This is a genomic window from Shewanella metallivivens (genome assembly GCF_028750675.1).
Taxonomy (GTDB): domain Bacteria; phylum Pseudomonadota; class Gammaproteobacteria; order Enterobacterales; family Shewanellaceae; genus Shewanella; species Shewanella metallivivens.
Genome location: NZ_JAQQPZ010000005.1, coordinates 42,825 through 56,142 on the forward strand (window position 1 = coordinate 42,825; position 13,318 = coordinate 56,142).

Sequence of the window (13,318 nt, forward strand, 5' to 3'; positions counted from 1 at the left end):
TATGCTAAGCTAAACTCAGTAACGTATTGCTAATTAAGTTAAAATTTATTGTTCTACTGTATCAGTTTGTTGATATTAGCAGCGAATCACATTAAGGGAATAACACAAATAATATGAAACCAGAAACCGCTATTATACGCATTAAAAACTTACGGTTACGTACTTATATCGGCATTAAAGAAGACGAAATCAATAATCAACAAGATATTATCGTCAATGTGGTTATTCATTATTGTGCTGATAAGGCCCGTAATAGCAACAATGTTGCCGATGCGTTGAATTATCGCACCATTACTAAAAAAATCATTGCCTTGATTGAAAATAATCGTTTTTCGTTATTGGAAAATCTTACAAATCAAACGCTGGCGATTGCCAGCGAACATGATTGGGTTGAATTTGCCAGTGTCGAAATAGACAAACCCCACGCGCTGCGCTTTGCCGACTCCGTGTCGATGGAGTTGTGTTACCAAAAACCGCAATAAGCCAACAGTATTCGCGGATGATCATTTTGATGTTGATGGCCGTATAATTAAGTTCTATCGGCATACTATATTGAGGGTGATATGAAAATATTAATCACTGGCGCCACCGGCTTTGTAGGCCAACAGTTAGTGGGCTCGCTCACACAGCATCAACTGGTGATATTAAGCCGTAATATGAGTGCTGCTAAAGCCAAACTGGGTGAGCAACATCAATACTGGTCAAGCCTAGCGGATAAAACTGACCTTAACGACATTGATGCGGTGATCAATTTAGCTGGCGAGCCCATAGTCGCAAAACGTTGGTCTCCTAAACAAAAGCAACTAATTTGCCATAGCCGCTGGGATATTACCGCCGCCATTAGCCAGCTTATACGCAACAGCAGCAACCCGCCTCACACCTTTATTAGCGGCTCAGCAATAGGTTATTACGGTGCTCAAAGTGCAACCCCTGTTGATGAAAAAAGCGGGTTTCACGCCGAATTTGGTCACGATATTTGCCAAAAATGGGAAGACCTCGCCCTACAAGCACAATCGCAACAAACCCGTGTGTGCATTACTCGCATAGGGATTGTATTGGGCAAAAATGGCGGCGCATTAGCCAAAATGTTACCACCATTTAAGTTAGGGCTTGGCGGGCCAATTGGCAAAGGCGATCAAGGCATGAGCTGGATCCACATCAGCGACTTAATTGGGTTAATTAACTATTTACTCGAGCACCCTCCTTTGCAAGGCGTGTTCAATGCCACTGCGCCAAATCCGGTAAGTAATAAAGTATTTTCACAAACATTAGGCAAAGTGCTCAACCGCCCAGCGATTATCACCACACCACCGTTAGCACTGAGACTAGCTATGGGCGAAATGTCACAGTTACTTATCGAAGGCCAATTTGTACTTCCCACCAATGCGCTCAAAGCCGGTTATGAGTTTAACTATACCAATATTGAAGCTGCACTTACTGATGTGGTGAGTTGAATGTGTTGTGAGTTAAATGTGTTCTGAATTGGGTCTGTAGTGAATTGAATGTGTAGTGGTAAAAGAAAGCCGAACAGTTGCACGGCTATAATAAAATATAATCACTTTCACAACTGACTCTTGGAAAAAGTGATTTATTTATCTGATGATTCTAGTCTAATTGGTCTTTGGTTAGCTTATTTAATATCAATAATCCTTTATTACTCATTGCCTGCCGCAACTGATTTACAGGCCGCAACGAATATCGCGAGCTCAAGTATGCGGAAAACCGACTGCCGCAGATGATTAAGTGAGACGCCACAAGCACATCCATGTGGGCTTAACCAAAACAACCCTGTTTTGGACACTCGCTGACTCATCTGCACCTGTCATTATCTCTCTTCGATTAAAACTTCGTGTAACTGATGGTGATAACTCAAAAAGCAAAAACGTATGATAAAAATATATATGTCTAGAAAACTCGAAGGTTATACCATTGCGCATTAATAAGTGACCACTCAGAATGCGTCCAGCGGTTTTTGATTAAGGCGTCGCTATGTAGTAATGGTTGTTCATCATAAACAGACTCAAACCAAATTATGAATAATATCGATGATGGGTTGGTAACGTTTTGCCAGCGGGCGGTGCTTTTTATTGATTAAAAATAATGGCTCACTAACGCCCTGCTTTGGCTCACCTGCGCTATCAAACGTTGCAATGCATATTTGTGTTTGCTGGGCAAAACTGTCTACGGCAGATTGAGGCAACACGGCAAAGGCTAAGCCTTTGGCAACAGGCACAAGTATTTGATTCAGCTGGTTAACATAACTTCTTATTGGCACTTGCTGTGCCGTGGCTTGTTTGTCATTAAAGTAATGATTCACGATTTGCTGCCAATAATGCATGCCATCGGGATGCGCTACCATGCCAAGTGCCATTAATTGTTCAAAGTTTATGGCGCTATCTTGATACTTTTTCGGCATCACAACACATAAGGCTTGCTGGCCAAGTGGCGTGAGATTGAGCTCATCGATATGAACGGCTTGGGTGATAATACCAAGTTCGACCTGGTTGGCTAATACATTGTCGATGATGCGTTTGTTAGGTGCTGCTTCTAATGAAATTTGTAATTGCTGGTGCGGCTGCTGATAGTCTATTAAATGCGGATAAAGTAAGAGTGCCAACGAGCCAGAGCAGGCTATTCGACACTCGCCAACATAAACATCATCAACAGCCAGTTGTGACAACAATTGTTGCTGCTGTTGCTGCCAAAGTAAGGCTTGTTGATGTAGTTGAATGCCCGCTTCAGTCAGCTCAAAACGTTTTCCAACCCGATATAACAATGCCACACCCACTTGCTCTTCCAACTTTTTAATGTGTTGGCTCACGCCGGGTTGGGTCATAAACAGTTGTTCTGCGGTGTGGGTAAAATGCCCGACTTCAACTAACTTAATAAAGGTGGTTAACCATTGCTGATTTAACATGCCAAACTCCAACGCTAAACGATGTCGATAGCATAACAGCTTTGATAATTTTAAATTATCGATAAGTCTATTTTTGATAAGTCTTTTATTGATAAGAAATGTTGAAAAACGAGTTTGATGTTGATGTTAGCTAAGAGCCCCTCCATCTTCGCTATTTACCGAGTAAAAAGAGCTGATCTCCTCTGCGGTTAAATAGCGCCACTGACCTTCATGTACATCGAGTTCTATGGCACCAATACGTTGCCGATGCAGCGCGACCACTTTATTGCCCACGGCGGCAAACATGCGTTTAACCTGATGAAACTTACCTTCAGTGAGTGTAAGCAACACCTGTTGTGCCGAGAGAACCTCTAACCTTGCAGGTAAGGTTAGGCCTTTTTCGCCCTGTAATAAGATCCCATTAGCAAAGCGCTCGGCCACATCCTCTTTTATCGGTTTTGCCAAATGGACCCGATAAGTTTTATAACACGCGTATTTGGGCGAGGTGATATTAAATGTCCAACGGCCATCGTCGGTTATTAACACCAATCCGGTAGTATCGGCATCTAAGCGCCCGGCAATATGAAGCTCTGAGGGCCGCTCAATATCCAGTAATGAGAATACCGATGGATAAACCCCGTCGACGTTTGAGCACAAGGTTTGCTGCGGCTTATGTAATAACAGATAACGAAAAGGACGCGGTACTAAGGTTTGCCCATTGAATTGCACCAGATTATTTTCATGCACTTGAGTGGCTTCATCGGTAACGGCCACGCCATTAACCCACACAGTGGCTTGGGAGATACAGTCGCTCACTTGCTGCGGCGTTAATTCGGTACTTTTACTGACAAAACGGTCAAGACGCATGTGATAGTGATACCCAGGATAATGATTTAAACATTTATAAACACGCTATAAACTAAGTCAGGCTGTTTAACGTATGTATTGGCAAACCCAATAACGACATCATACGCAATGCTTTCAGTGCAAGATACCTCAAGAATTATTGAAATGGCCTGGGAAGACAGAACCCCATTTGAAGCCATAGAGCACCTTTATGGCCTAAACGAATCTGCTGTTATCAAATTGATGCGCAGTAACATGAAACCAGGCAGCTTCAAACTGTGGCGAGCACGTGTTACAGGCCGAAAAACCAAACACCTTAAGCTGCGCCCAGAGGGAATAGCTCGTAGTTATTGCCCTACACAATATAAGCCGCGATCTAAATAGCCTGAGCTTGGGGTCTAAGAAGTAAAAAGCAAAAGGGAGATGACAATGCATCTCCCTTTTCGCTCATTTAGCGGTTATTCAGCTCAGTGTGCTAACCCGCTTTTAACATGTCGCTGCACGACTTGTTTAACAGCTGCCTGCAACGCCACACGCCGAGTGTTGAAACAATGGCGGCGCCAGCGACAGGCGCGATCCCCCACCATGGCCAATGCATATATACCACCAGCTCAAATACCTGCGTTTTTAGCATATACAATGCAAACTCAGCCACGATGACCGCTAACAAGCCAGCAATGGCACCCAGTAGGGCAAATTCAAACCCGGTTGATGCCCGCAATAACCAACCCGATGCGCCAAAGGTGCGTAATACCGCTAACTCACGTTGACGAGTGGCCATACCGGCCTCGGTTTGGGCAATCAGCACGAGTGCACTGGCCAACAACACCAATGCTAATACTAACGATAAAGACAAAGACACTTGCTCAATAATTTGCCTTAACTGCCCTACCATGGCGCCAACATCAATAATCGACACCGTCGGGAATTGCCTAATTAATTGCAACACCACTTGGTCTGCCGTTAACGTGCTGCCATCGGCGGCCAAAAGTTGATCATTAAGATGAAAACTGGCCATAGACGTATACGCAAAAGGCTCAAGTGCTTTTGGCGTAAAAATCATATAAAAGTTTGGCTGCAAGGTTTCCCACTGCACCTGTCTAATACTGGCAACAGTGACCGACAAATCTTGGTTATCGATTCGATAAGTCAGTTTGTCGCCCAGTTTCAGCGCCAAACGCTCAGCCACACCAGATTCAACAGACACCTCATCGTCAGTTTGATTAAACTGGCCCTCAAGCAATTTGTTATTGGGCGGCAAGGTATCGCGATAGGTTAAGTTTAACTCACGAGAGATCCCCACTCGACCTTCGATGCCCTCTTCTGATTGGCGACGAGAAATTAACTCTTCATCATTAATGTGGGTTAAACGTCCACGCACAACCGGATATATATCGGTAGCTTTTATATGATTGAGGGTTAAAAAGTCATCGAGCGGTTTACTGTCTTCAGGGGCAATGTTCACCAAAAAGTAATTCGGCGCATTTTCTGGTAACTGCTTTTGCCACTCGTTAAGCAAATCTTGTCTTAGTGCCAAAATAGTCAGCAGCAATACCAAAGCACTGCTAAAACCGACTAATTGCACCGCATTTTGTCTAGCGCGGCGACGCAGCCCAGCCAAAGCAAGTTGCAATGGATTGGTGGTTCTCATGCCAATGCCGTGGCCGAGGCGGATCATCACAAACCCTAATAGGCTCAGTAACACCCCCAGTAACATGACTGCCAACACTACCGTCATGGTGAGTGCGAGGCTTCTTGAATACAAATAGCCTAAAAGTGCCATGGCCGCTAGGCTGAGGAGCAAGTGCAACCACATGCCGAGCTGCAAACCCTCAAGCTGGCGTTGCAATACTCGAAGCGGTGGTATTGCTAATAAACGCATTAGTGGATAAGCCGAAAACATAAATGCGCTGATTAACCCGGTACTGACACCTAATACTACAGGGCGCAAGTAAGGCGGCGAATACGCTGCGATTTCGGGCGGTAAAAACGCCGTGATACCAAGGTCGAGTAACAAGCCACCGATTAAACCAAGCGCAATACCGAGCAATGTCACCAAAGATAAATGTAACCCAAATAACACACGGATTTGTTTACCCGATGCACCAAAGGTTTTCAACATCGCCACCACGTCGTAATGGCGCTGACAATAGCGCTGCGCTGCAATGCCAATTGCAGCACATGCCAATGCAATACCCAATAAACTGGCTAGCAATAAAAAGCGTTCTGCACGCTGTACCGCTGAGGCAATCGGTGAGTCGCCCGACTGCACATCAACCCAACGTTGGCTGTTATTGAGTAGCGGTTTAGCTTGTTGCTCAAAATCAACCAATTGCTGCGCATCACCGGTAAACTGGTACAGGTAAGTTACGCGGCTGCCCGGCTGAATAATCCCTGTTGCAGCAACATCATTTAGGTGAATAAGTAACACTGGTGATGAGGCAAATGGATTAAAACCGGCGTCAGGTAAGCGACTTATCTCTTCGGTTAGTGATAACTCACTGTTACCTAACTCAATGCTTTTAGGGTAATTAAGTAATCCACCTAAACGATTTTCATACCATGCCTGGCCTGTTTGCGGTAACGCTTGTGTGATACCTGTGCTGAGCTCAATGTCGCCTTTAAGTGGATAACCATCACCCACGGCTTTCACTGTAACTAACTGAAATTTATCGCCAGAATACACCATTGAGTTAAATTGCATATTGGTGACATGGGCAAGGCCAATCTCGTCTGCAATGGTTAACACTTTAGGGTCTAACTCAACGGGTGAATCAATAATGCGATCGGCTGCAATAAAGTTTGCGGCTTCACCATTAATCGCCACTTGTAAACGCTCGCTAACCCGAGCAAGCCCAGTGACCGACAATACGGCTAGCGTTATCGCTAACACAATTAAAACTAATTGGCCTTGTGCAAGCTCACGCTTAAACAAACGCCAAGCGATGCGCCATTCCATTAGTTTGCCTCCACTAGTTGTGCTTCTGATGTACTATTGTGCTGACCGTCTTCCGCTGCAGGCTCAGATAAATGACCGCTTTCCATCACAAGTTGCCTTGCACAGCGCTGGGCAAGGTGTAAGTCATGAGTGACCAGTACCAAAGTGGTGTCGCTTTCTTGGTTAAGGGCAAATAACATGTCGGCAATTTTGTCGCCATTTACACTGTCTAAGTTACCTGTGGGTTCGTCGGCAAATAACACTTTTGGTTCACAAATAAATGCTCTGGCAATCGCCACACGTTGCTGCTCACCGCCCGATAATTGTTTCGGTAAGTGGTTTAAGCGATGCGACAAGCCAACGCGTTCAAGCATGGCTTGGGCTTTTTGCTTGGCATCGGTAACGCCAGCAAGTTCAGCTGGCAACATGACGTTTTCTAACGCGGTTAAAGTATCGACCAACATAAAGGATTGAAAAATAAAACTGACTTTTTGTTTACGCAGCGCGGCTTTTTGCTCTTCATTTAAACCAGATAATGCCACCCCATCAAGGACAATTTCACCTGAAGTTGGTGTGTCTAAAGCCGCTAATAATCCAAGTAAGGTTGATTTACCCGAACCCGATGGTCCAAGAATAGCAATACTGTCGCCCTGCTTGACTTCTATATTAATGCCGTTGAGGATAGTCAACTCTCCCTCTTGGGTCACCACAGTTTTATTAAGGTTAGTTACAGTTATGGCACTGGTATTTCGAACGCTATTATTAGACATACAATCCTTCTTATTTTTGTCGCTTAAACGCATGTTAGCTGCTGCATTTACGTTAATGTTGATGTGCGCGCCTGCCTATGCTGCCACGGTTTTGATACTGGGCGATAGCCTTAGTGCAGGTTATGGCATGCCAGAAAACCAAGGTTGGGTACAATTGTTACGCAATGAACTGCCACAACACACAATTGTTAACGGCTCTGTTAGTGGTGAAACAACAGCAGGAGGATTACGTAGACTCCCGAGTTTACTGACCTCTAGCCAACCAGACATTGTTGTAATCGAACTCGGCGGCAATGATGGACTACGCGGTTTTCCACCCAATCAGTTGAAATCAAATCTTACAAAAATCATTACGCTAGCCGAAGAGCAAGGCGCAAAAGTGTTATTAACTGAAATTATGGTGCCACCTAATTACGGTCCTCGTTATAGCAAAATGTTCACTGAGGTTTATCATCAATTAGCTGACGAATATGCTATTAACTTAGTGCCGTTTTTTATGCAAGATATTGCCGCAGACAAAAGCTTAATGCAACGTGACGGTATACACCCCAATGAACAGGCTCAAGATAAAATTACGCAATGGATGCTGCCTTGGATCACTCAATTAATAGCGGAGTAACTATTTAAATTTTATGACTTTCACGACAAATGTTAAAAAGATTTTAATAAAATGAATGAAAGTCATATTAATTTCAGTTTCAATGTTTAAAATGGATACCAGCAAGCAACTCAATAACGATAAACTTTAGACAACAGCTTGGGTATGTTGCGCTTTCAATTTTTTGTGGTTATTTAAGGCTTTTAGTACAACACCGCGAAGGCTAAAGATGGATTAACAGCCAAGCGTTCACGTTACATAACAGCCCAAATGCAACCTACAGATTAGGTTAAAAACAGAGTGTCACATGGGTTAGCTCACTTCATTATTAAAGTAGCAAACACTGTGAACACATCAATAGAAACACTAACCTCTGTCTCGAAAAATTGACGATGAAAGTACAGCAACCCTCAGACTATAAAGGAAATAATATGTCCGTCAGTCGTCAAAAAAAAGTATATTTACCCAGTGCGACCCGTAAAAACCAATACATCACGATCGGATTTCCATTAACCGACGATTATCTCAGCAAGTACAGTAGTTTAGAAAATTGCTACGAAGAATTCAGCAAACTTGTATACCAACTCGCTGAAAAAAACGAACTGTATAATGTTCATGTTGTGACTACCGATAAATTGCCTATGGTGCGCTTTCACAGTGAAGCTTACTGTTTAAACTCCAATGAACAACTGCGCTTCTTTTATAACCCTGCCTATCATGAAGCAAACAGTTTACACAGCACCCCGGGGTTCAGAGCGCGTAAATTACGGATTGTCTTTTTAGCCACAGGGGCTGATTTACGCAGCAATGCAGCCGGTTTTCATAATAAAGTGAAGCAATTTATTGCCGATCTAGCCCCCCAATTACCTGTTAAAGATTTGCCGATTAAAATTCGCGATCATCAACATATTTCCTATGACTTTTTTGCTAAAGCAAAGGGCTTAAAAGAAACATACGGTTATAAACTGCGTGCGGTAGACAGTCGCTATCACCGACGCCAGTGCGAACTGCCTGAAAACGTCAGTACCTTAAACTACGTCACGATCAACATTCCTATTGATCGCCGGATTAAAAAGCAATTACTGGCAAATGATTCGGTTGATTTGGCTTCCATTTATCAAAATGTGTATGACAAATTTGTCGATGCAACCAAAAGTAAACAATTAAAACGTGTTGCTATGGTTGCCAACGGTAAGTTGCCCTTGGTTCGTAACAGTAAATATGAGCAACTCACCAGCACTGATGAGTTTCAGATGATTGGTTTTGACCCACACGCTCAATCTCCAGAACCTATCGGGCATTGGGACAGCAGTAAATTAGTCGACGTATTTCGATTTGTCATTGTTGCGGGTAAAAGTGATGAAACCGATGAGGGTTACGGCCGCTTTATGAACCAAGTAGAAGATGCACTGCGCACGTTTACTCAAGCATTTGATATCGATAAAGAACATGTTGATGTGATTCTACGCTTCCACCAACACATCAGTTATAAAGCTCAATAATGACGTCATCATTATAATGCTTACCAAAAAAACGACAGCCTAGGCTGTCGTTTTTATTCATCAAAATCTGTATTACACCGATTGATTACGCTCAATGAGCTTGTTCATCACGGCATTAACCGATAATGATGCACCATGGGCGATTTTATCAGCCAGCTTCTTCTTCATTTGATATCTAATTTTGATCACTTGATGGGTATTGGCTAAGTTTAAAATGACATCATCACTGGTTGATATTTCATCAATTAAGCCTAATTCAATGGCCTGCTGACCATACCAATGCTCACCCGTCGCCACTTTACTAATGTCCATCTCAGGACGATAACGGCCAACAAACGCTTTAAATAGCACGTGCGTTTCTTCAAGTTCTTGTTGAAACTTAGCACGGCCTTCATCGGTGTTTTCACCAAAAATGGTTAACGTACGCTTAAAATCGCCCGCGGTATGTTGCTCGTAATCAATATCATGCTTTTTAAGTAAACGATTGAAATTAGGCACCTGCGCTACAACACCAATTGACCCGACAATGGCAAACGGTGCGGCATACACTTTATTCGCCACACAAGCCATCATATAGCCGCCACTGGCTGCTACTTTATCAATACATATAGTCAATCGAATGTTCGCTTGGCGTAAACGATCTAATTGGCTTGATGCTAAACCATAACCATGCACCATGCCGCCGCCACTTTCTACATTCACCAACACTTGGTCATCTTTATCAGCAATGGTTAAAACAGCCGTCACTTCCTCACGCAAAGAAGCCACTTCGCTCGCATCTATACTGCCTTTAAAGTCAATAACAAAGACTTTACCTTTTGTAACATCCGATTTTTCAGCCGCTTTCTCATCCGCCTTGACTTGCTTTTCATAGGCTTTAAATTGCTTTTTCGAGAGCAACTCTTCTTTCAAATGATGCTTTAGCTGAATGAGTTCATCTGAAATATCAGTGAGTCGGAGCTCACCTTTGTCAGCTTTGTTTTTTATGTTACTGGCAAGTATCAATACCACGACGGCCAATATCGCGACGACGATTGTTACGGCTTTTGCTAAAAATAAACCGTATTCATATAAAAATTCCAAATTTAGCTCCAAATAGGAAAAACTGTCTCGCGCTATTTTATCAGTTATTACCGATAAGTAGACAACAAAAAACCCAGCAATTGCTGGGTTTTGAATCAAAACGAAGACTAAATAGTAAGGATTAGTTACAACCTTGAATAACGTCACTGTTTGAGATGGCAATTGTTGCCTGCCCAGCTCCTGCAGTCATGGCAAAACCAGCTACTTGAGATTGCATTTCTGCTGTTGCGGCAGCAGCCATACCATCTGTAACACCATCAACTTCACTTGGGCTCACAATCGAGCTGTGATGACCTTTAGAGAAGCGCACAGCACCAGAACCAGGCATTGTTGCATCGACACAATTCAAACCAATGGCTGCAATTAATGGCTCCGTACCAGAAAGAGGGAAACCAGATACACTGTTAGGTAAGGTTTGGTCAGGTAAGTTACCGGCGCCATCACCCACAATTTCAATTAAATGCACAGGCACTTCTGTCGCAGCTAACATACCTGCATGGTTTAATGGATCTGCTGAGTCAACAGCGGTTTGTACTGCTAACGCGAACGATGGAATAAATGCAGCATAAACGCCTTGCACTAATGCTTCATATTCGGCGCTACCCACTTCATAACCAGCAGTGTTGGCTTCGGCCACTAATTCAGCAAACGTGTCAGATGCAACAACATTTTCGAACAATTGTGGCCCAAATGCCGCAGAACCCGCAAATGCACCAGCTAAACCGCCCGCTGGAGCGACTAACGAACTTGCGTTAATCGCATATGCATTGGTTAAGCTTTCGCCTGACGTTGGATCAACTAAACCAGTACTTGCATAAGTTGAGAAAGTGGTCCCAACAATGGCACCTAAACTCAAACCTTGAGCACTAATTTTAGAGACATCAAATACTTGAGGCTGGCTCGCAGCTGCTAATTGCTGCGCCATACCCGTTAACAATAAACGCAGTGCTAAATGATCTAGGGTCGCTTGGCGGAAGTTATCACGCACAGTTAATGAACTGGCAATGTTAACAAAGACAAGCGGGTTACCATTTGCGTAAGCTTCTGGTTGCCCCACTAAATCACCATAGCTTGGCGCTGTAGCCGAAATCTCATAAGCGCCACCGTTACCGATTTCATATGACCGTTCACCGTGTAAAGGCATATCAATGGAAATTGTGGCAACACCCGCTGCGGCATAGGTACCAGCATAGGCTAGGTTCATTTCTTTACCGCCACCAAGACCATGCATAGTAATAGTGGTTGGCCAACCATTTTCAGGAGGAACAAACGTGCCACCTTGAGCAGCAGTAAATGCGGCTAACTTAGCCGCATTCGGTAAGGTAATTTGCACAGGGATTGTTTCATAGCTCTGAATAGCAGGAATTGGATTTAAGCGAGTTAGATGCTTAGAGATATCAGCCGATGTGCCATCATCAAGTAACCATTGTTTACCAGCAAGTAATGCCGGATTAGCCAACGCTGCTTGTGGATCAACACCTTGCTCTGTCGCTTGGGCAAAGAAGTTCTCTTGGCTTAATGTGCCAGCCTGAAGCGCGAGTAACACTGATACAGGGCTGTCACCTTGAGCAAACCAACGGCCGTTAGGTGCTGTCGGCGCACCGTCAACGACAGGAATAACACAACTACTTGATGAACAATCACCATAAAATGGCACTTTAATTTGCGCAGTATACACATCGGCCATATCTGCAAGAGTATAAGCTAAGCCGCTAGCAGACGTTAATCCTAATGCTTGTGCGGCGGTATAACCTGCTGGTGTGGGTGTTTGTACAAATGAAGGCATATAGGCTTCATTTGATGCCATTAGCAATTTAGCAGTCTCATACACATTTGCAACTGACTGGGTGGTAAATAGACCAGAATAAATAATACTTTCAGAGTCAACACCGTGTTCAGCCGCCACACCTTTTTCGTAACTATTAACCAAACCTTGCAACTGTAATTGCGCAGCCGTTTCTAGCGGTTTAGTTTCGATATCTAATTTGAGTAAATTATAAGTTGTCGATGCTGCGATACTGCGACCTAAAGAGTCTTGAATTAAGTCTGTAACAACGTAAATATATGACTGAATAGGCTTTAATGGTTTTAGTGGCACAATGACTACGTTATCACCCGATACTGTCGTGACAAAATCAACACCAAAGGTCAATTCTTCGCCCACTTTACAAGCAGACACAGATGCCAAAGAAGTACATTCAGGATCAGTAGACAATGACCCACCCACGGTTGCTTCAAACACCCGTATCGCACCAGGCTGGGATACCGATGACGCATCAAGAGTTAACGCATTACCTTGAAGGTCGTTTGCTAGCTCCATTGTTATTGAAATTGGTGAGCTAGTTGACCAACCGTCTAAACCGCCAAGTGCGATTGAAGGATCGGTGTAATCGACACCGGTTTCACCGGGAATCTGAAGGGTGCCATCGAGGGTACCACTAAACAGTAAATCGTTTGGTATAGGAAGCAATCCGTTTGCTGGATCAAATTGAACATGCGACACAGGCACCAAAGGTTCGGCTTTTTCTTTTGCTTCGTTAAAACTATCGCCGCCACATGCCGTTAAACCGAGAGCAGATGTTATTGCAACACCCAAAATGAGTCTTTTCATCTTTTTTCCCCAAATCTTGTTTTAATAATTTTGTTTTCCCCAAGAATTGGTCACAATAGTCCTATCATGCGACC

The 13,318-nt window shown here is 43.7% G+C and carries 11 protein-coding genes; 5 read left to right on the forward strand and 6 right to left on the reverse strand.

What is annotated here, in order from left to right; all coding sequences use genetic code 11:
* Positions 1 to 113: 113 nt before the first annotated feature.
* Both folX and PQR79_RS08290 read left to right on the forward strand, forming a co-directional pair.
* Positions 114 to 482, forward strand: a complete 369-nt coding sequence (folX, locus tag PQR79_RS08285) for a dihydroneopterin triphosphate 2'-epimerase (protein WP_188740430.1) — start codon at positions 114 to 116, stop codon at positions 480 to 482.
* Between the two features lie 81 nt (positions 483 to 563).
* A complete protein-coding gene (locus tag PQR79_RS08290; RefSeq protein WP_238103282.1) occupies positions 564 to 1,454 on the forward strand; it encodes a TIGR01777 family oxidoreductase in 891 nt (296 codons plus the stop codon).
* Positions 1,455 to 2,020: 566 nt separating this feature from the next.
* Here PQR79_RS08290 and PQR79_RS08295 read toward each other — a convergent pair.
* Together PQR79_RS08295 and PQR79_RS08300 are read right to left on the reverse strand one after the other, a co-directional pair.
* A complete protein-coding gene (locus tag PQR79_RS08295) occupies positions 2,021 to 2,917 on the reverse strand; it encodes a LysR family transcriptional regulator (protein ID WP_238103284.1) in 897 nt (298 codons plus the stop codon).
* Positions 2,918 to 3,043: 126 nt separating this feature from the next.
* A complete protein-coding gene (locus PQR79_RS08300; RefSeq protein ID WP_238103286.1) occupies positions 3,044 to 3,763 on the reverse strand; it encodes a pseudouridine synthase in 720 nt (239 codons plus the stop codon).
* Between the two features lie 108 nt (positions 3,764 to 3,871).
* On the opposite strand from PQR79_RS08300, the gene PQR79_RS08305 reads away from it, so the two are divergent.
* On the forward strand, positions 3,872 to 4,126 hold the full coding sequence (locus PQR79_RS08305; protein ID WP_238103288.1) for a TIGR03643 family protein: 255 nt from the start codon (positions 3,872 to 3,874) through the stop codon (positions 4,124 to 4,126).
* A 91-nt stretch (positions 4,127 to 4,217) separates the two neighbouring features.
* Here PQR79_RS08305 and PQR79_RS08310 read toward each other — a convergent pair whose 3' ends face one another.
* Positions 4,218 to 6,701 carry an ABC transporter permease gene (locus tag PQR79_RS08310; protein ID WP_238103290.1) on the reverse strand — a complete coding sequence of 828 codons (2,484 nt, stop codon included), beginning with the start codon at positions 6,699 to 6,701 and terminating at the stop codon, positions 4,218 to 4,220.
* Positions 6,701 to 7,450, reverse strand: coding sequence for an ABC transporter ATP-binding protein (locus PQR79_RS08315; protein WP_238103292.1), 750 nt, complete (start codon positions 7,448 to 7,450; stop codon positions 6,701 to 6,703). The genes PQR79_RS08310 and PQR79_RS08315 overlap by 1 nt, the downstream gene beginning before the upstream one ends.
* A gap of 61 nt (positions 7,451 to 7,511) precedes the next feature.
* On the opposite strand from PQR79_RS08315, the gene PQR79_RS08320 reads away from it, so the two are divergent.
* Both PQR79_RS08320 and PQR79_RS08325 read left to right on the forward strand, forming a co-directional pair.
* Positions 7,512 to 8,069, forward strand: coding sequence for an arylesterase (locus tag PQR79_RS08320; protein WP_238103358.1), 558 nt, complete (start codon positions 7,512 to 7,514; stop codon positions 8,067 to 8,069).
* 410 nt (positions 8,070 to 8,479) lie between these two features.
* A complete protein-coding gene (locus tag PQR79_RS08325; RefSeq protein WP_238103293.1) occupies positions 8,480 to 9,550 on the forward strand; it encodes a DUF3083 family protein in 1,071 nt (356 codons plus the stop codon).
* Positions 9,551 to 9,622: 72 nt separating this feature from the next.
* On the opposite strand, the gene sohB is transcribed toward PQR79_RS08325, so the two are convergent.
* Both sohB and PQR79_RS08335 read right to left on the reverse strand, forming a co-directional pair.
* Positions 9,623 to 10,633 (reverse strand): protease SohB, encoded by a 1,011-nt coding sequence (sohB, locus tag PQR79_RS08330; RefSeq protein ID WP_238103360.1) that lies wholly within the window; start codon positions 10,631 to 10,633, stop codon positions 9,623 to 9,625.
* Between the two features lie 121 nt (positions 10,634 to 10,754).
* Positions 10,755 to 13,244 carry a VolA/Pla-1 family phospholipase gene (locus tag PQR79_RS08335; protein ID WP_238103295.1) on the reverse strand — a complete coding sequence of 830 codons (2,490 nt, stop codon included), beginning with the start codon at positions 13,242 to 13,244 and terminating at the stop codon, positions 10,755 to 10,757.
* Positions 13,245 to 13,318: the final 74 nt, after the last annotated feature.